Source organism: Nocardia sp. NPDC051981 (assembly GCF_040680715.1).
Taxonomy (GTDB): Bacteria; Actinomycetota; Actinomycetes; order Mycobacteriales; family Mycobacteriaceae; genus Nocardia.
In genome coordinates this window covers 47,781-64,634 of the sequence record NZ_JBFAXK010000004.1, presented here as the reverse complement: position 1 = coordinate 64,634, position 16,854 = coordinate 47,781, and the positions used below count along the sequence as shown (strand labels likewise).

At 69.6% G+C, this 16,854-nt stretch carries 20 protein-coding genes and 1 riboswitch; of the genes, 8 read left to right on the top strand and 12 right to left on the bottom strand.

Going from position 1 to position 16,854, the window contains the following annotated elements; all coding sequences use genetic code 11:
• Window positions 1-95: 95 nt before the first annotated feature.
• Window positions 96-683 carry a TetR family transcriptional regulator gene (locus AB0L60_RS09650; RefSeq protein WP_364610011.1) on the top strand — a complete coding sequence of 196 codons (588 nt, stop codon included), beginning with the start codon at window positions 96-98 and terminating at the stop codon, window positions 681-683.
• A 233-nt stretch (window positions 684-916) separates the two neighbouring features.
• Here the strand turns inward: AB0L60_RS09650 and AB0L60_RS09645 are convergent, their stop codons facing one another.
• The 3 genes from AB0L60_RS09645 to AB0L60_RS09635 all read right to left on the bottom strand — a co-directional run bounded on the left by AB0L60_RS09645 (window position 917) and on the right by AB0L60_RS09635 (window position 3,132).
• Window positions 917-1,276 carry a cytochrome P450 gene (locus AB0L60_RS09645; protein WP_364610008.1) on the bottom strand — a complete coding sequence of 120 codons (360 nt, stop codon included), beginning with the start codon at window positions 1,274-1,276 and terminating at the stop codon, window positions 917-919.
• A gap of 99 nt (window positions 1,277-1,375) precedes the next feature.
• Window positions 1,376-2,620, bottom strand: a complete 1,245-nt coding sequence (locus tag AB0L60_RS09640) for a cytochrome P450 (RefSeq protein ID WP_364610005.1) — start codon at window positions 2,618-2,620, stop codon at window positions 1,376-1,378.
• A 143-nt stretch (window positions 2,621-2,763) separates the two neighbouring features.
• Window positions 2,764-3,132: a hypothetical protein gene (locus AB0L60_RS09635; protein ID WP_364610002.1), complete on the bottom strand. Its 369-nt coding sequence runs from the start codon at window positions 3,130-3,132 to the stop codon at window positions 2,764-2,766.
• 118 nt (window positions 3,133-3,250) lie between these two features.
• Between AB0L60_RS09635 and AB0L60_RS09630 the strand changes: the two genes are divergently transcribed.
• Window positions 3,251-3,874, top strand: coding sequence for a carbonic anhydrase (locus AB0L60_RS09630; protein WP_364609999.1), 624 nt, complete (start codon window positions 3,251-3,253; stop codon window positions 3,872-3,874).
• A gap of 69 nt (window positions 3,875-3,943) precedes the next feature.
• On the opposite strand, the gene AB0L60_RS09625 is transcribed toward AB0L60_RS09630, so the two are convergent.
• A complete protein-coding gene (locus AB0L60_RS09625; RefSeq protein WP_364609996.1) occupies window positions 3,944-4,732 on the bottom strand; it encodes a hypothetical protein in 789 nt (262 codons plus the stop codon).
• A 90-nt stretch (window positions 4,733-4,822) separates the two neighbouring features.
• Window positions 4,823-5,008, bottom strand: a complete 186-nt coding sequence (locus AB0L60_RS09620) for a hypothetical protein (protein WP_364609993.1) — start codon at window positions 5,006-5,008, stop codon at window positions 4,823-4,825.
• Window positions 5,009-5,241: 233 nt separating this feature from the next.
• Window positions 5,242-5,411, bottom strand: a riboswitch (M-box (ykoK) riboswitch).
• 405 nt (window positions 5,412-5,816) lie between these two features.
• Here AB0L60_RS09620 and AB0L60_RS09615 point away from each other — a divergent pair.
• Window positions 5,817-6,335 (top strand): CrcB family protein, encoded by a 519-nt coding sequence (locus AB0L60_RS09615; RefSeq protein ID WP_364609990.1) that lies wholly within the window; start codon window positions 5,817-5,819, stop codon window positions 6,333-6,335.
• Window positions 6,332-6,691 carry a fluoride efflux transporter CrcB gene (crcB, locus tag AB0L60_RS09610; RefSeq protein WP_364609987.1) on the top strand — a complete coding sequence of 120 codons (360 nt, stop codon included), beginning with the start codon at window positions 6,332-6,334 and terminating at the stop codon, window positions 6,689-6,691. Before AB0L60_RS09615 ends, crcB begins: the two co-directional genes overlap by 4 nt.
• A gap of 96 nt (window positions 6,692-6,787) precedes the next feature.
• Here the strand turns inward: crcB and AB0L60_RS09605 are convergent, their stop codons facing one another.
• Both AB0L60_RS09605 and AB0L60_RS09600 read right to left on the bottom strand, forming a co-directional pair.
• Window positions 6,788-7,675 carry an alpha/beta hydrolase gene (locus AB0L60_RS09605; protein WP_364609984.1) on the bottom strand — a complete coding sequence of 296 codons (888 nt, stop codon included), beginning with the start codon at window positions 7,673-7,675 and terminating at the stop codon, window positions 6,788-6,790.
• Between the two features lie 75 nt (window positions 7,676-7,750).
• On the bottom strand, window positions 7,751-8,197 hold the full coding sequence (locus tag AB0L60_RS09600; protein ID WP_364609981.1) for a nitroreductase/quinone reductase family protein: 447 nt from the start codon (window positions 8,195-8,197) through the stop codon (window positions 7,751-7,753).
• A gap of 636 nt (window positions 8,198-8,833) precedes the next feature.
• Here AB0L60_RS09600 and AB0L60_RS09595 point away from each other — a divergent pair.
• Window positions 8,834-9,358: a hypothetical protein gene (locus tag AB0L60_RS09595; protein ID WP_364609978.1), complete on the top strand. Its 525-nt coding sequence runs from the start codon at window positions 8,834-8,836 to the stop codon at window positions 9,356-9,358.
• Here AB0L60_RS09595 and cbiE read toward each other — a convergent pair.
• On the bottom strand, window positions 9,355-10,599 hold the full coding sequence (cbiE, locus tag AB0L60_RS09590; RefSeq protein ID WP_364609975.1) for a precorrin-6y C5,15-methyltransferase (decarboxylating) subunit CbiE: 1,245 nt from the start codon (window positions 10,597-10,599) through the stop codon (window positions 9,355-9,357). The two genes, AB0L60_RS09595 and cbiE, sit on opposite strands and share 4 nt — an antisense overlap.
• Window positions 10,596-11,357 carry an SDR family NAD(P)-dependent oxidoreductase gene (locus AB0L60_RS09585; protein WP_364609972.1) on the bottom strand — a complete coding sequence of 254 codons (762 nt, stop codon included), beginning with the start codon at window positions 11,355-11,357 and terminating at the stop codon, window positions 10,596-10,598. Before AB0L60_RS09585 ends, cbiE begins: the two co-directional genes overlap by 4 nt.
• A gap of 67 nt (window positions 11,358-11,424) precedes the next feature.
• Here AB0L60_RS09585 and AB0L60_RS09580 point away from each other — a divergent pair, with 67 nt between their 5' ends.
• Window positions 11,425-11,847, top strand: coding sequence for a PPOX class F420-dependent oxidoreductase (locus AB0L60_RS09580; protein ID WP_364609969.1), 423 nt, complete (start codon window positions 11,425-11,427; stop codon window positions 11,845-11,847).
• Window positions 11,848-11,932: 85 nt separating this feature from the next.
• The gene (locus AB0L60_RS09575) at window positions 11,933-13,096 is read left to right on the top strand and encodes a serine hydrolase domain-containing protein (protein WP_364609966.1); all 1,164 of its coding nucleotides are present in this window, start codon (window positions 11,933-11,935) and stop codon (window positions 13,094-13,096) included.
• 23 nt (window positions 13,097-13,119) lie between these two features.
• Here the strand turns inward: AB0L60_RS09575 and AB0L60_RS09570 are convergent, their stop codons facing one another.
• Window positions 13,120-14,247: a Xaa-Pro peptidase family protein gene (locus tag AB0L60_RS09570; RefSeq protein WP_364609963.1), complete on the bottom strand. Its 1,128-nt coding sequence runs from the start codon at window positions 14,245-14,247 to the stop codon at window positions 13,120-13,122.
• A 272-nt stretch (window positions 14,248-14,519) separates the two neighbouring features.
• On the opposite strand from AB0L60_RS09570, the gene AB0L60_RS09565 reads away from it, so the two are divergent.
• Entirely contained in the window at window positions 14,520-15,488 is a 969-nt protein-coding gene (locus AB0L60_RS09565) for a 5'-3' exonuclease (protein WP_364609960.1), read from the top strand.
• On the opposite strand, the gene AB0L60_RS09560 is transcribed toward AB0L60_RS09565, so the two are convergent.
• Both AB0L60_RS09560 and AB0L60_RS09555 read right to left on the bottom strand, forming a co-directional pair.
• Window positions 15,489-15,896, bottom strand: coding sequence for a hypothetical protein (locus tag AB0L60_RS09560; protein ID WP_364609957.1), 408 nt, complete (start codon window positions 15,894-15,896; stop codon window positions 15,489-15,491).
• 152 nt (window positions 15,897-16,048) lie between these two features.
• Entirely contained in the window at window positions 16,049-16,777 is a 729-nt protein-coding gene (locus AB0L60_RS09555; protein WP_364609954.1) for a DUF4333 domain-containing protein, read from the bottom strand.
• Window positions 16,778-16,854 lie beyond the last annotated feature (77 nt).

The window sequence follows — 16,854 nt, the reverse complement described above, 5'->3', positions numbered from 1 at the left end:
GCTGCCAACCGTTGTGTCTACTGCGCATACCGTACCTCGAGTTTTCTCCATTTGGAGAAGTTTCGTGAATCGAAGTCGACGGTACGATGACCTCCATGACGACGTCCGTGCGCGAGCCGCGGATGGCCCGGGGGGCCGCCCGCCGCGAGGCCCTGCTGGAGGCCGCGATCCGACTACTGGCCCGCGAAGGCGCCCGCGCCGTGACCCACCGCGCCGTGGCCGCGGAGGCGGGAACCACCCACGGCAATGCCCGCTACTACTTCGGCACACTCGACCAACTGCTCGACGAAGCCCTGCGTCAACTGGCCGCCCGGCAGATCGACGAGGTCCGCGCCCTGTTCGACGGCTTACCCGATGTGGATGTCCCCCAACGAATTTCACGCCTCGTCGACTATGTGACCGGAACCCTGGCGGGCGACCGCGATGCCGCCGTCGCCCGCTACGAGTTCTTCCTGGAAGTCGCCCGCCGCCCCACCCTCCGGGCCAGCCTCGACGAATGGGGAGCCACCCAGCGCGCCGCCTTCGCCGGCGAACTCCGCGGCGCCGGAGCCGCCGACCCCGAGGCCGCCGCCGCCGATCTCCTCACTCTCGTCAACGGCCTGATCCTCGAGCAACTCGCCCTGCCCGCCGATGATTTCGAATCCGCCCGACTCCGACCGGCAATCGCCCGCTTCTTCCCCTGAGGCCGTGCGCCTTTCCGCGAGATCCACCGGACCAGCCTGAGTTTCCGCCGCCCCCGCGCGACCATGCACGCCCCAGCCGCGGTGAACTGATCGAGCTGATCGATCTCCTGCACGAGAGTGTCCTCGAGATCGCGACCGGTCGCGACGGAGGCCCGGAAGCGTATCGGCGGTCGGCGGCGGGCACGCTGGGCGGCTGCACCGTCATCGTGCCCCGATACCGCCGCCTGCGCGGGCTACCGGTCGGCGGTCAGATGGACGGGCAGCGAGGCGTGTCCGTTGGAGATGAAGCTGGGCAGCGCGGGGAGTTCGTCCACCGGGACGGCCAGGCGCAGGTCAGGGAAGCGGTGGAAGAGCTGTGGGAGTGCGATGTTCGCCTCCGGGCGGGCCAGGGGTGCGCCGAGGCAGTGGTGGACGCCGTGACCGAAAGCCATGTGGCTCTTGTTCTCCCGGGTGACGTCGAAGTCGGTGGCGGTGTCGCCGTGCACCTTCACGTCGCGGCCGGGGGCGGCATAGCAGACGATGATGGGGTCGCCCTTCGGTGAGCAGCAGTTCGAGCAGGCGGGTATCGGTGACCGATCACGCGCGCACCCCACCGGGCAGCTCCACCAGGGTGGCGGGCCCGCGCTCGCGGAGCCGGGCGATCTCGCCCTGGGTCTCGACGCCGGTGGGGTCGAGGGTGATGGGTTCGGCGGTCATTGGTGTTCTCCCCAGTTCACGTGCATGGGCAGGGTCGGCGGGAAAACGACGGGGAGTGCGCTCAGCGCGCGATGGAAAGGCCCCGGCCGCCAGATCAATTCGGCATCGGCGACGGCGAGCCGCAGTTCCGGCAGCGCGTCGAGCAGCTGGTCGATGGCGTCCTGGGCGATGAGGTAGGCCGGTGACCGGGCCGGGCACGCGTGCGGTCCGACGCTCCACGCGAGATGCGCGCGGTTGTCGGTGAATTCGCGCGCGCCGACCGCGGGATCGTTGTTGCAGGCCGCCATGCTCACCACCACCGGCTGATGCGCGGGCAGCCACACGCCGTCGACGAGAATCGGATGCCGCGGATAGCTGACGCAGTAGTTGGCGCCGGGCGGGTCGGTGAACAGCACCTCGTCCAGGGCGCCGCGGGTGGACAGACTGCCGCCCAGCAGGTTTCCCGCGAACCGGGGGTCGGTGAGCATGAGCCGCAGGGTGTTGACGATGAGGTTCTGCTCGGGTTCGATGCCCGCGCCGTAGAGGGTGACGATCTGGTGGATCATCTCCTCGTCGGTGAGCTCCGCCGGGTGCGCGACCAGCCGCGACACGACGTCGTCGCCGGGCTGGGCGCGTTTGAGCACGACCAGCTCCAGTACGGCCGAGGTGATCATCTGGTTCCCGGCCTCGGCGTCGACACCCTCCCAGATCGCCGCCTGGCCGGCCGCGATGCGCTGCCCGATAACCGGCGGGCAGCCCAGCAGTGCGTTGACCATATGAAATGCGAGCGGAAACGCGTACTGCGACACCAGATCCGCGCTCCCGTCCGCACAGAACGCGTTGATCAGCGGTATCGCGACCCGTTCCACGGTGGCGTGCAGGGCGTGCGGATCCACCGCGTCGAGTGCGGCCACATTGACCGTCCGGTACCGCCGGTGATCGGATCCACTGCTGCGCAGCGCATTGGGCCGCCATTCGAGCATCGGCATGACCGGGCTGTCCGGCGGCGCGGTGCGCTGCCACACGCGCGGATCGGCGGGAAAATGCTCCGGGTCGTTGAGGATTCGCAGTGCGGTCCGGTACCCGATCACCAGTGTGGCCGGCACTCCCGGCGCCAGCTCCACCGGTGCCAGCGATCCGAATCGCGCCCGCAGCTCACGATAGATACGATGTGGATCCGCCGCGAACTCGGCCGAGTACAGCGGCACACGTGATTCTCCACCCACGGCCTGTGCCCCGTCGGCAACGCCGCCATGCGTCATAACCAGTCAATTCTCTTGTGCTCCAGCCGATCCCGGAACCGGCCTTGGCCACCGTAACAGAGGAAACGGTCTACACGACGGCAACGAGCCAGAACGGCGAACTCACGCTCGGCGCGGGCCGCGAGGTGGCCGTTTGCCCCGCCTCAGCCGATGATCATGTCGGCAGCGGTGCGCAGTCCCACCGCCGCGAATTCGGGGATCCGGGTGTCGTCGAGTGCGGTCCCGATCAGCGTCCGGCGCTGCCCGATCATCCGCTCCACTTCGAAACGTGCGGTGACGGACAGGATGTCGCGGCAGAGCGCCGCGCCGGACTCGTCCAGGCGCGCGTTGCCGACGAGCCCGGTCAGGTGGTCACGGCGCTCGGGGGTGGCATGGCGCAGGGCCAGCGCGAGCAGGACGGTGTGCCTGCCCTCGCGCAGATCCTGCAGTCCGGCCTGGCCGACCGGCTCGACATCGTGGAAGACGTTGCGCAGTTCGTCCTGCAGCCGCGCGGCCTTTGTTGCACAAACCAATAGACGCACCCATGGTCGTCCGACCGTCGAATCCCGCGCGTCACCGGACCAAGCGTCCGGAACACGAACGGACGGGGCGGGTCGGCACCCCCGATCGCCGATGTGCAGAATCGGACATATGCCTCACTCAAATCCGATCAGCGCCTGGAAATCTCTTCGCGAAGGTAACGAGCGTTTCATGCGGGGCACCCAGGTCCACCCCAGCCAGGGCGCCGGTCACCGCGCCGAGCTGGTCGGCGGCCAGCACCCCACCGCCATCCTGTTCGGCTGCGGCGACTCCCGGGTCGCCGCCGAGATCATCTTCGACCAGGGCCTCGGCGACATGTTCGTGGTCCGCACGGCCGGGCACGTCATCGACAGCTCGGTGCTGGGTTCCATCGAATACGGCGTGCAGGTGCTCAATGTCCCGCTGATCGTGGTGCTCGGCCACGACAGCTGCGGCGCCGTCAAGGCCACCCTCGACGCGCTCGACGGCGGGGCGGTCCCCGGCGGATTCATCCGTAGCCTCGTCGAACGCGTCACCCCGTCGATCCTGCTCGGCCGCCGCGAGGGCCTGAGCACCGTCGACGAGCTCGAGGCCCGGCACGTGGCCGAGACCAGCCGCGTGCTGATGGAGCGCTCGCAGATCATCTCGCACGCGGTCGACTCCGGCCGCTGCGCCATCGCCGGCGTCACCTATCAGCTCGAGGACGGCCGCGCCCACCTCAACCAGGTCATCGGCAATATCGGCGAACAGCCCTGAAACCTGCCGCGCGCGGATTCGACACCCTGGCAGGTTCCCGAACCCCCAGCGCTGCAGCCCTTCTCGACGTCACGGGTGCACGCCGACCGCCTGCACCCGGTCCTGACGGCGCGCGAGCACCGCGATGAGCGCGACCATGGGGACCGCCGCGGCGAGGGTGACCCAGCCGGTGCCCAGGTTCAGGCCGTCGCTGCGGTCGGAGGCGAGCCAGTCGGTCACCGACGCGCCCAGCGGGCGGGTGACCACGTAGGCGGCCCAGAAGGCGAGCACCGGATCGATCCCGCCCCAGCGCCAGGCCACCGCCGGCACCGCGATCGCGACGGCGAACAGCAGTGACGACACCAGGTAGCCCAAATGCAGTGTCGCGGCGGTGAAGTCGCCGGCGACGGTGCCCAGCGCGAAGGTCACCACGACCGTGGTCCAGTAGAAGCCTTCGCGGCGGCGGGTATCGATACTGTGCACGTCCAGGGTGCCCTCGACGCGATACCAGAGCAGCAGCACGCCCGCGAGCAGGGCCAGGAACAGCGCGGTCGAGATGCCCAGCGGAATTCCGACCACGAAATCCACGATGTCGGCGACCATGGTGCCGAAGATGGCCACCATGACCACGGCGGTCCAATAGGTCCAGACGCGGTAGCGGGGTGCACGGATCTGGGCGGCCAGGCCCAGGGTGAAGAGCACCAGCGCACCACCGACCGCCAGCAGCGGCGGCAGGTGCTTGACGAGGAAGTCGGAGAAGGTCTCTCCCATTCCGGTGGAGAGCACCTTGATCATCCAGAACAGCGCGGTGATCTGCGGGACCTTGACGGGTAGTAGCCCGGACCGGGCCGAATCAGGAAGTGTCACATGGTTTGTCACGCCGACACTGTGCCGTCCGGCCGCTGAGAAACCGCTGTGAAGACCACCCTCCCGCCGCGGCCGCGGGCGTCGGCCCGCGGCCCCGAGGGCCTACGCGTGGTAGGGGTGACCGCCCAGCGAGGCGGTGTAGACCGCGACCCGGGAACGGGCGATGCGCAGGTTGGCGCGCTCGGATTCGGTCAGGTGGTGGCACGCGCGGACCCGCCGCGCTGAGTCGCCGAGCACCGACAGGACGGTCAGCGGGGTACGGATACGCGGAAATGCGATGACGGCCATGAGAGAACTCCTTCGGAGGATCGGCCCGCCACGGAATTCCGAGTGCTTCAGGAAGCGCTCAGTGCGCGGCAAGCCGGGTACGACAATGGTTTTCGAACCGGACTGGGATACGGACTATCGCCGGAACTCATTCGTCCCTCACCTCCTTACCGCCGGGACGCACGCGCGTCGACCACATCTACGGGTGTCGCACCCGGCGGAGGGGAGAAACAATGTCACGACCAGTGACATTGCGGGCACCCCTCTCGTCAGAGCTTCGGCACTGCACGACGTATCCCTTCGCGGGAAGCCACTTCGGATCACCCCTTAATCCGGGGAGATCTGTCCTAACCCTGGGCGTCTCTCGACGTCGTCGGATCAGTGGCCTGTGTTCGTACAGGAGCCTCGCCTAGCGAGGTGCTGACGAGCCCATACTGAACCTGGGGACACGACCGAGTCAAATCACTCGGCGCTCGAAGTCATCGATTTCACCATCCCACAGCTGGGCCGGCTTCCCCTCGAACCCACCGGATCCGTTCCATCGCAACAGGACTCGGCCAGGACCCGGCTCCTTCCGCCGCGCCTACCAGCGCCGGCACGGCCACCCGCCGGCGGCCCTGGATGCCGCGTCCGCACCTCCGGAAGCCGCGACGGATGGGACGTGATCTGACCCACATCGTCAGCGGAGACCCGCGTAGGCTCGCTACCCTGATCGAGACGCGGCGGTGGGGCTCGCCGCTCCGATTTACGGAACAACCGCAGCCACCGGCCGCCAACAGTCCCTACCCCACAATGACACCCTCGGGGTGCGCTGGAGTAGGAGACGCGTGTGAGCAGTGAGCTGGATTCGACCCATGGTGTCGAGACCTTCGAACCGATCGACCCCGATGTCGATCTGCATCAACCCGGGCAACCACAGGAACTGTCGCGATCGCACGGTGCGATCCTGGCCGTGATCTCGATCGGCGGGGCGCTCGGCGCACTGGCCCGATACGGGCTCGCGCTGAAGTGGCCCACCCCGGTCGCCGGGTTCCCGTGGGCCACCTTCCTCACCAATGTGGCCGGCTGCTTCCTCATCGGCGTGCTGATGGTGATCGTCACCGAGACCATCACCGCCCACCCGCTGGTACGCCCGCTCCTCGGCGTCGGCATCCTCGGCGGATTCACCACCTTCTCCACCTACGCCAACGAAACTCGCGGACTGCTGCAACCGGGCACGGTCGCAACGGCATTCACCTACATGGCCGCCACCCTGGTGTGCGCGTTGCTGGCGACCCTGGTCGCGGTCCGTCTCACCCGCGCGGCCTGCACCCACCAGATCGCCCGACGCCGGGAGGCCACCGCATGACCGTGCTGCTCGTCATTCTCGGCGCGATGGTCGGCGCCCCGGCGCGGTATCTCACCGACCGCGCCATCCAGACCTGCCACGACAGCGTCTTCCCCTGGGGCACACTGACGGTCAACCTCACCGGCTGCCTGATCCTGGGCTCGCTCACCGGCGCCGCGGTCTCGTCTCCCACCTACGCGCTCGTCGGCACCGGATTCTGTGGCGCACTGACCACGTACAGCACGTTCGGCTACGAGACCATTCGGCTCGCCGAGCAGCGCTCGTATCTGTACGCCACGCTCAATGTCGCCGTGAGCATCATCGCGGGGCTCGGCGCGGCACTGCTCGGATACACCACCGCCCACGCACTGGGGTAGGGCGGCAAGACATCTCGACCGACCCGGCGGGTAGTCCACGCCTGCGGAACTCGTCGGCCTCTGACCTCGGCTGCACCATTGCCCGACGCCCGCCGGTCACGGCGTGTTGCCGATTCCGAGGGAGTCCAGGATGTCGGCCGGACGCTCGACGAACAGCAGGTGGCCCGCGCCGGGCACGAGGTGCAGCCGGGCGTCCGGGAGCGCCGCGGCGAGCCGCCGAGCATCGTCGGCGGGGACATTGCCGTCGGCCTCACCGTGCCAGACCTGCACCGGCACGGTCACATCGGACAGCCGGAATCCCCATTCGCGAGTGAAGACCAAGCGAATGTCGGAAGCGAAACCACGGCTGCCCTGCTCGAAACTGCGCCGCAGATTGGCCTCCAGCTTGCCGGCCAGCTCGGGATCGCCCTCGACCCGCTCGCGATCCACATCCGCCATCTGCGCGACCAATCCCGCGACCCCCTTCCGCCGACGGATCACCAGCGACATCTCCATCGCCATCGGATACACCAGAAAAGGGGCCCGCCGCAGGACATTCAGCCCACGCCGACGCCGGCGCGCCACCGGATCGAGGTCCGCGGCGTCGGCCTGTTCACCGAGCGGCGCGGGCGCGGAAATGAGCGCCACACCCGTGACCCGGCCGGGCAGCCCGGCCGCGACGGCCAGCGCGAAAGGCCCGCCACCACTCACCCCGATGACCCCGAATCGCCCCAGCCCCAGCCGATCCGCCAGCGCGGCCACCGTGCCCACCCAGTCCGCCACCCGCTCCCCCGCGGGCAACGACGATTCCGCCATTCCGGGCCGGTCGACCGCGATGACGCGAATTCCCGCCGCCACCCCGGCCGCATCGAAAGCCTCACCCTCCAAATGTGTTCCGGGCACGCCGTGGCAGTACAGAACCGGTATCCCGTCACCCGCACCGTACTCGGCATAGCTCACCCGGCAGTGCGGCAGAGCAATCGTTCGCGACGCAGCGGCACTCACGCCGAGCAGCCTAGGCCAAACCCGACCCCCACAGGTCGAGCAACCATGTTCCACACCTGCCGGGTCGCGGCGGCATCACCTGGGCTCGAGAAGGACAACCGGTATCACCCGCTGTCCCGCCTGCCGCTGATAGAACGCGAAATCCGGCACCGCCGTCACGAACTCCGGCCACAGCCGATCCCGTTCGCCCGGATCGGCCACCCGAGCCCGCACCGGCAGCACCTGGCCCCCGATCTGAATCACAGTGTCCGGATTGGCCTCGAGGTTGTGGAACCAGGCCGGATGAACGGGCTGCCCAGCCTTCGACGCCGCGATCGCCACCGCATCCCCGGCCTCCACATACATCACCGGGGACGTCCGCCGCACACCGCTCTTCGCCCCGACATGATCGAGCAGCAGGATGCGCGCGTCGCGGCGGCCGGGCAGGTGCCCGCCCAGCCTCCCCCGCGACCACCGATAAACGCGGAACCTTCGTGGATCGACGACCGGCGTAGACGCCCCGGCGGTTCGCGAATTGCGCAACGGCGGAAACCATTCGAGCGAACAGTGCCATGACGCCAGTAAACACACCTGACGCCACGCGCGCAGACAGCGCACACGAAAGACGGGTCGGCACCGCCTCGGGCCCCCGATCCGAACTCGTGCCCGCGTTTCTCTACGACGCCGCGAACAGACCGGTCAGGTGCCTGCCCCTGCCTTTTCTGCGGCCGCTGACGGCCGGGGGGACGGTGCACCGCTGGGAGGCGCTGACTCCCCTGGCGCTCACCGTCGCCGAACTCGCGGCCCGGCGGCCTTGCAGCGATCCTTCCGGCCCCGCTGGGGCGGATCTTCGGCCTCGAGCGATCTCCCCGCTACAGATTCACGACGTCTGACCTGCGCTGTTGCCAGATCTGCGGAACGCCTGGACTATCGAAGGGGACGGGCTCGACGTGGTCAAGAAGTGTTGGGGCAGGGTGGCCCACGAGTGCCATGTGGTGAAACTCGATGGACTGCCCCGTGTGTCGCTCTTGGGACACCGTGCCGGACCGACCCACAGCGACATGGTCGCCGCCGAATGAGCGAATACATGGCAATCACTATGTGGTGCCGTTGCGCCGTCTCGCTCTGCACCCGGCACCGAGCCCGGCAGTGGAATTCGGCACGGAAGGATCGAAGGCGATGACCGACATGATGATCGACCCGGCGGCCGCACGTAGCCAGTTCGCCCGCCCCGGGGCAGCGGCACCCGCCCCGATACCGGCGCGCGGCGAAATCTCCGGCCCGGCCACCGTCTGGCAGCAGGCGAAAACGGTGCTGGTGACGCGGACCACCGGCCCGCGCCGGCTGGTCACCGTGCCGCGGCTGGTGGTCCCCATCGGTGACAACGGTCTCGCCTTCCGGACCTCGTCGTTCTCCACCGAGGCCGAGCAACTCGCCGAGGACGGCCGGGTGCTGGTGCAGCCCGGCGACTGGCGCGGCAATCCCGCACTCGGTTCCCGCCAGCTCCAGGGCACGGCCCGCCTGCTGAGCACGGGCACTTTCGTGCCCCGGGTGCAGGCCGAGATCGAGGCCAAGTACGGGTGGCGCACCGCTCTCGCCCGGGCCGCGCACCGCCTCGCCAACGGGAACGCGCCCTACGGCAACCTCATCGTGCTGGTGACCGTGTTCGAACCCGGCCCGCTCGCCCTGCCCCCGATCGACTAGCCCACTGCCGCACGGGGTTTCACGACCGACCACTGGGTCACCGGCAGCTGTGGCCGCCAGGCGGTGAAGCCGCCCAGCGGCTCGGCCCGATACACCTGGAAACGGCGCAACGCACCGCCGTGCCGCTCGGCCAGGCGCAGTAGCAGCACATCGGATTCGGCGGTCACCGCGCTCGCGACCAGCCGGCCCCCCGGGCGCAGCCGCTCCCAGCAGACGTCGAACATGTCGTCCTGGGTGAGCCCGCCGCCGATGAACAGCGCATCCGGCGCGGGCAGCTCCGCGAACGACTCCGGGGCCGCGCCACGCACCTCGACACCCGGGACACCCAGGACCGTGGCATTGGCCGTAATCTGCTTGCGGCGGCTCTCCATTCGCTCGAAGGCGACGGCGCGGCAGGCCGGGTTCGTGCGGCACCACTCGATGGCGATGGTGCCCGAACCGCCCCCGACATCCCACAGCAGCTCACCCGGTGCGGGCGCCAGCGCCGCGAGCGTGAGCGCCCGCACCTCGGCCTTGGTGAGCTGGCCGTCGCCGCCGTACACCTCGTCGGGCAGGCCCGGCATCCGCGTCAGGCGCGGCGAAACCCGGTCGGCGACACCATCGATGGCCACGACGTTCAGCGCATCTCCGGCCGGGTGGTCCCACCGCGCGGCGGTGCCGCGCACGATCCGCTCGTCCGGCCCGCCGAGCTGTTCCAGCACGGTGAGCGCCGACCCGCCGAAGCCATTGCGCGCCAGCAGCTCCGCGACCTGCGCCGGAGTGTGCTGATCGGAGCTCAGCACCAGCACTCGGCGCCCGCCGGACAATTCCGGGAGCACTGTCTCCACAGGCCGCCCGACCGCGCTCACCACCGGCGTCTCGTTGAGTGCCCAGCCCAGCCGTGCGCACGCCAGCGACGCCGAAGACGGCTGCGGCAACACCCGCAGGGCCTGCGCCCCAAGCAGTTTCGTCAAGGTCACGCCGATACCGAAGAACATGGGGTCGCCGCTGGCCAGCACACCGAGCCGCCGCCCCGCGTACCGTTCCAGCAGCCCCGGCAGCGCGGGCACCAGCGGCGAAGGCCACGGCACCCGCTCCGCGCGCGCCGCCTCTGCGGGGATCAGCACCAATTGCCGTGCGGAGCCCAGTAATACCTCACACGCGGCGATCTCGCGCCGCGCCGCGCCGCCCAGGCCGTCCCAGCCGTCAGCACCGATGCCGATCACCGGAATCGGCAGCAACGGGCGTGAGGTTCCGGTCATCGCGGCATCCGCCGCCACACCGAGTACGGCACATACCGCATGGCCACGAACAGCAGCCGAATCCGCCGCGGCACCGCCACATCCCGCGCCCGCCGATACAGCCCCGCCACCACCGCGTCGGCCACCTGATCGGGTGTGCTCGACAGCGGCGCGGGCTCCATCCCGGCCGTCATGCGCCCGATGACGAATCCGGATCGGACCATGAGCAGGTGAACTCCGCTGCCGTGCAAAGCCATCTGCAACCCGGACGCGAACCCGTCCAGACCGGTCTTCGCCGAGCCGTACACGTAGTTCCCGCGCCGCACCCGCACACCCGCGATGGAACTGAACACCACGATCTGACCGTCGCCCTGCTCACGCAGCAGATTCGCCAGACTGGTGAGCACGCTCACCTGGGCGACGAAATCGGTCAACACGATCTCGACCGCGTGCGCCGGATCCTCCTCGGCCCGAGCCTGATCCCCGAGAATCCCGAATGCCACCACGGCCACGCCGATGCGTCCGTGCTCGGCGATGATCTTCTCCAACAGCGGCTGGTGCGACGCCATGTCGTCGGCGTCGAACTCGACGCAGTGCACCGCCGCCGCCTCGGCGATCAGCAACTCCTTCGTCTGTTCCTGTAGCTGGTCGCTGCGGCGCGCCGCCAGAATCACCACCCGGCCGGGCGACAGCCGTCGCGCCACCTCCAGCCCGATCTCACTGCGCCCGCCGAGCACCAGCACGACGCCCTTGTCGACGTCCCGCGATCCGAAACCCATGGCCCACAGTTTGCCACCCGGGCACCGCTGTCCGGTGCTCCCGAGGCCGGATTGCTAGCGTCGGATCATGACCAGCACCGCCGCACGCCCGGAACTGTCGCCCGCCGCCGCCGACTTCGTCACCGAACGCCACCTCGCCACCCTCTCCACACTGCGCGCCAACGGCACCCCGCATGTGGTCGCGGTCGGGTTCACCTGGGATCCCGAGGCCGGCATCGCGCGCATCATCACCAATGACGGGTCGGTCAAGGTCAACAATGTGCGGCGCTCGGGCTACGCGGCGGTGAGCCAGGTCGACGGCCCGCGCTGGATCACCCTCGAGGGTCCCGCCACCGTGCTCGACGACCCCGATTCGGTGGCCGACGCGGTCGAGCGCTACGCCGGGCGCTACCGACAGCCCCGGGAGAACCCGACCCGCGTCGTGATCGCCATCGCTGTGCAGCGCGTGATGGCCAGCAGCGTCTTCAAGGGCGACGCCGCCGGGCACTGACACCGATCCCGGCTGGTGCGCGACCGATTACTTTGCGGCACACGGCACGTCCAATCTCTCGAGTGCGCACCAGAGAGGGAGAGCCATGTCCACGCTCCGAGAAGTGTTGCAGGCACACGTCGACGACGGCGGTGTCCCCGGCGCGGTCGGCCTGATCGCGCGTGGCGACCGGATGCAGACCGCCGCCGTCGGCCTGGCCCACGCGGGCGGCACGGTCCCGATGGCCGCGGATTCGCTGTTCCGCTGGGCGTCGATCACCAAGCCGCTGACCGCCGCGGCCGTGCTGATGCTCGTCGAGGACGGGGTGATCGGGTTACACGACCCCATCGCCCCGTGGCTGCCCGAACTCACCCACCCGCGCGTGGTCCGCACCCCCGGCAGTCCCCTCGACGAGGTGGTGCCCGCCCATCGCCCGATCACCGTCTTCGACCTGCTCACCTCCCGGGCGGGCTACGGCTGGGCCTCCGATTTCGAACTGCCCGCCGTCCAGGCGGTGTTCCCCGTCCAGCGCGACGGCCGGGAACCGCAGAGCTACCCGTCCATGGACGAATGGCTGGCCGAGCTGGCCGCACTGCCCATGCTGGCCCAGCCGGGCACCGCGTGGCTCTACGACACCTGCTCGGTCCTGCAGGGCGCACTCGTCGCCCGCGCCTCCGGCCGGACCTTCCCCGACTTCCTGACCGAGCGGCTGTTCGAACCGCTCGGCATGCAGGACACCGGTTTCACCGTCCCCGCCGCCCACCGCGACCGCTTCACCAGCTACTACCGCCGCGGCGACACCGGCCTCGAACTGGCCGACGCCCCCGACGGCCAGTGGAGCACTCCCCCGGCCTTCCCGCTCGGTCACGGCGGCCTCGCGGGCACCGCAGGCGACTGGCTCCGCTTCGCGCGCCTGCTGCTCGCCGACGGCGTCACCCCGGAGGGCCGGAAACTGCTGTCCGCCAACGCGGTTCGCCTCATGACCACCGACCACACCACTCCAGCCCAGCGTGCCCACGGCGATCTCTTCCTGGAGGGCCAGGGCTGGGGCTGCGGCGGCACGGTCGACATCGCCCACCTGGAACCGTGGAACGTGCCGGGCCGCTACGGCTGGGTCGGCGGCACCGGCACCTGCGCCCACATCATCCCGGCCACCGGCACCGTCACCATCCTCCTGACCCAGGTCGGTGCCGACAGCCCGACCCCGGATACGACCATGCGCGACTTCTGGCGCTACGCCGCCACTTTCGACGCCGACGCTGCCTGCTGACCCGGAATCGGGTGGGGGTGGAGCTATAGGCGGGTCAGTCCGTGGGGGCGGTTGTTCATCGACTCGCAGCCGTCCTCGGTGACGATCACAATGTCCTCGATGCGCGCGCCCCAGGCCCCCGGGAAGTAGATGCCCGGCTCGATGCTGAAGGCCATACCCGGTGCGAGGACCAGGTCGTTGCCGGACACGATGTAGGGCTCCTCGTGCACCGACAGTCCGATGCCGTGGCCGGTGCGGTGTACGAAGTAGTCGGCCAGATCTGCAGCGGCCAGCACGTCGCGGGCGGCGGCGTCGATGGATTCGGCGGTGACGCCGGGGCGCACGGCGGCCACCGCGGCGGCCTGGGCGCGTTCCAGTTCGGTGAACTGCGCGGCCACCTCCTCGCTCGGCTCGCCGAGTACGTAGGTGCGGGTGGAATCGGAGAAGTAGCCGGGCTCGACCGGACCGCCGATATCGATCACCACCACGTCACCCGGCTCGATCACCCGATCCGACACCAGGTGGTGCGGGTCCGCGCCGTGCGGGCCGCTGCCCACGATGACGAAGTCGGCCTCGGTGTGGCCCTCCTCGACAATGGCGGCCGCGATATCCGCGCCCACCTCGGCCTCGGTGCGGCCGGGACGCAGGAACTCGGCCATGCGGGCGTGCACCCGGTCGATGGCCGCGCCGGCCCGGCGCAGGGCCTCGATCTCGCTGGGGTCCTTCACCATTCGCAGCTCGCGCAGCAGCGGGGTGGCCGAAACCGGTAGCGAGCCAAGCTGATCGGCGATGGGCAGCAGGTGCAGGGCGGGCATGACATCGGTGACCGCCACCCGCGCACCGGCATTGAGCACGTTCCGGACGATGCGATACGGGTCCACCCCGTCCACCCAGTCCACGATCTGCAACCCCAGCTCACCGGCCGCCGATCCCTTCAGCGAGGCCAGCTCCAGCTTCGGGATCACCACCGAGGGCGTCTCCCCGCTGGCGGGGATCACCAGGCAGGTCAGTCGCTCGAAGGACTGCGCCCGCGACCCCATGAGGAACCGCAGGTCAGCACCCGGTGTGATGAGCAACGCGTCGAGATGAGCGTGGCGCGCCAACTCGGCCGCCCGCTCCAACCGTGACCCGTAGACCTCCGCCGCGAACCGTGACTCGTGATGAGCGCTCATGCCCACCGACGCTACTCCCCAACCCCGCCACCCTCCAGCCACTGTCGAACTTCGCACCCCACCACCGTGTGCCACCACCGGACAACACCCCGAGCCCCCTGCCGCTCAGCACTTTTCGGCCCACATACGAACCAGTGCGGCTTCGACCGCACCAGCGCGCCGGCACACCGGGTCCACCGAGCCATCCCCCGGCGGCGCCCGCACGGGTCGACGACCGACGGACACGCGGCGCTGCACGGACCTGTCGGCCGGTCCCGGTAGGGTCGACCGCTATGAGCACCCCTGCCACCGGTCCGTTGTTGCTGCTCGATGGGGCCAGTCTGTGGTTCCGGGCGTTCTATGCGATCCCGGAGAAGATCACCGCACCCGACGGGCGGCCGGTCAATGCGCTACGCGGGTTCACCGACATGGTCGCCGCGCTGGTCAAGCAGCATGCGCCGAGCCGGCTGGTGGTGTGCCTGGACCTGGACTGGCGGCCGCAGTTCCGAGTGGACCTGCTGCCGTCGTACAAGGCCCATCGGGTGGCCGAGGACGCCGGCGAGCCGGGCGCCGGGGTCGTGGCCGAGGAAGTCCCGGACACCCTCACCCCGCAGGTCGACATGATCATGGACGTGCTCGAAGCCGCCGGCATCGCGACCGCCGGGGCCGAGGGCCTGGAGGCCGATGATGTGATCGGCACCCTGGCCACCCGAGAGGGCACCGACCAGGTGATCGTCGTCAGCGGCGATCGGGATCTGCTGCAGCTGGTCCGCGACACCCCGGCACCCCCGGTGCGGGTCTTCTACGTCGGCCGCGGCCTGGCCAAGGCGGAGCTCTGGGGCCCGGCCGAGGTCTCTGCCAAATACGGTGTGCCGGAAGAGAATGCCGGCCCCGCCTACGCCGATATGGCCACGCTGCGCGGCGACGCCTCCGACGGCCTGCCCGGCGTCGCGGGCATCGGCGACAAGTCCGCCGCCCAGCTCATCTCCCGTTTCGGCTCGGTGGAGGCCCTGCGCGCCGCGGCCGCCGACCCGGACTCCGATCTCGCCAAGGGTGTGCGCGCGAAACTCGTTGCCGCCGACGACTATCTGAAGGCCGCGGCCCCCGTCGTCCGGGTCGTCCGGGATGCCGACGTCGCACACTCGGGCCCGGACCTGCTGCCCATCACTCCGGCGGACCCGGATCGCCTCGCGGAACTGGCCAGCGTCTACAACGCCGAGAACCCGGTCAAGCGGCTCATCACCGCCATGGCCAAGCGCTGATCAGTGTCGTAGCGGGCCCACGGGCCAGGTCTCGGGCTTGCCATCGAGATCGGTGATGGCGGCCTCGGTGAAATAGCCGTCCTGCGGATTGCGCAGGGTGATGTGGGTGGTGCCGGTGGCGGTGTTCCCGGCGGCGCAGCTCGGCCGGCACACGCGCCGGTACTCGGTGCCGTCGCCCTCGGCGGTGTCGGGACCCCAACTGCTCCAGGTGATGTCGCGGACGCTGAGCCCGCCGTCGCCACATGCCAGCACCATGGCGGCAGGCTGCACATCGGCCTTGTTGGTAATGCAGTCGTTGACCGCGGGACCCGCCGCCTTGGCGCCCGCGAACGGCGCGGACGCCAGCCCGGCGCTCACCACGGCCGCCACGGTCGCGGTCCAGCCCACGATACGAACAGTCGATTTCATCTTGCCCCCCGATCACGATCAACGAGAAGATTTCGGCCCACTGTACTCGTCAGCGACGATCAGACAATCCTTGGCAAACGTGAGGGCCCGACCATGATCGTCCGATCACGCCCGGGCCCAACACAATTGGCCAGTTCCCCCGCCCGAAAAAATCAGCTAGGGCGGCCGACCTCGTAGGTGCCGTCATCCTTGGTGATCTTGATGGTCACCTTCTTGCTCTCGCCACCCACCTTGAGGGTGCAGTCGAAGGTCTTGTCGACCTCGACCTTCTGACCCGACGGGCAGCTCACGTCCTGGACGTCGTCGATGCCGTAGGAGTCCTTGAGGACCTTCTGCACCCCGGACTGCACGGCCTTGTTGTCCAGCTGGTCCTTGCTCAGCAACCAGGCCAGACCACCACCGGCCGCGGCCAGCACCACCACGACGGCGACCACGATCCCGATGATCAGACCGGTCTTCTTCTTGCCGGCGGGCGGCTGCTGCGGCTGCGGCCACTGCTGGCCCGCCTGCTGGTTCCACTCCTGCTGCCCCGGCTGTCCGGGCTGACCCTGCTGCGGCCACTGCGGCTGCGGCTGCCCCCACGGCTGGTCGCCCTGCGGCTGCTGCCACTGCGGCTGGCTCTGCCCCCACGGCTGCTGCACCGGCTGCTGCGGCTGCGACTGCCCCCACGGCTGCTGCGGCTGGCCCTGCCCCCACTGCTGGGCCGGCTGCTGCTGTTGCGACGGGTCGCCCCACTGCGTGGTCGGCTGCGCGGGCTGCTGGCCACCCCACTGCTGAGTCGGTCCGGCGCCGGGCGCGGGCTGCTGACCGCCCCACTGCTGCGTCGGATCGTTGCCTCCCCCTTGACCAGGGGCGTCATTCGGTCCGTACGGGCCGCTCATCTGCTTGCCTCCAATAGCAATCCGTTGTACTCACGCTAGCCCCCCGAGCGGGAACACGCTCGTGTCCCCGCTGCGGT

What these genes read in the sequence shown, in the direction of transcription:
- cbiE (WP_364609975.1), bottom strand. Translation starts at nt 10,599, where the DNA reads ATGACCGGAACCTCACGCCCGTTGCTGCCGATTCCGGTGATCGGCATC.
- AB0L60_RS09630 (WP_364609999.1), top strand. Translation starts at nt 3,251, where the DNA reads ATGCCTCACTCAAATCCGATCAGCGCCTGGAAATCTCTTCGCGAAGGT.
- AB0L60_RS09570 (WP_364609963.1), bottom strand. Translation starts at nt 14,247, where the DNA reads ATGAGCGCTCATCACGAGTCACGGTTCGCGGCGGAGGTCTACGGGTCA.
- AB0L60_RS09555 (WP_364609954.1), bottom strand. Translation starts at nt 16,777, where the DNA reads ATGAGCGGCCCGTACGGACCGAATGACGCCCCTGGTCAAGGGGGAGGC.
- AB0L60_RS09620 (WP_364609993.1), bottom strand. Translation starts at nt 5,008, where the DNA reads ATGGCCGTCATCGCATTTCCGCGTATCCGTACCCCGCTGACCGTCCTG.
- AB0L60_RS09585 (WP_364609972.1), bottom strand. Translation starts at nt 11,357, where the DNA reads ATGGGTTTCGGATCGCGGGACGTCGACAAGGGCGTCGTGCTGGTGCTC.
- AB0L60_RS09640 (WP_364610005.1), bottom strand. Translation starts at nt 2,620, where the DNA reads ATGACGCATGGCGGCGTTGCCGACGGGGCACAGGCCGTGGGTGGAGAA.
- AB0L60_RS09565 (WP_364609960.1), top strand. Translation starts at nt 14,520, where the DNA reads ATGAGCACCCCTGCCACCGGTCCGTTGTTGCTGCTCGATGGGGCCAGT.
- AB0L60_RS09650 (WP_364610011.1), top strand. Translation starts at nt 96, where the DNA reads ATGACGACGTCCGTGCGCGAGCCGCGGATGGCCCGGGGGGCCGCCCGC.
- AB0L60_RS09575 (WP_364609966.1), top strand. Translation starts at nt 11,933, where the DNA reads ATGTCCACGCTCCGAGAAGTGTTGCAGGCACACGTCGACGACGGCGGT.
- AB0L60_RS09595 (WP_364609978.1), top strand. Translation starts at nt 8,834, where the DNA reads ATGACCGACATGATGATCGACCCGGCGGCCGCACGTAGCCAGTTCGCC.
- crcB (WP_364609987.1), top strand. Translation starts at nt 6,332, where the DNA reads ATGACCGTGCTGCTCGTCATTCTCGGCGCGATGGTCGGCGCCCCGGCG.
- AB0L60_RS09580 (WP_364609969.1), top strand. Translation starts at nt 11,425, where the DNA reads ATGACCAGCACCGCCGCACGCCCGGAACTGTCGCCCGCCGCCGCCGAC.
- AB0L60_RS09560 (WP_364609957.1), bottom strand. Translation starts at nt 15,896, where the DNA reads ATGAAATCGACTGTTCGTATCGTGGGCTGGACCGCGACCGTGGCGGCC.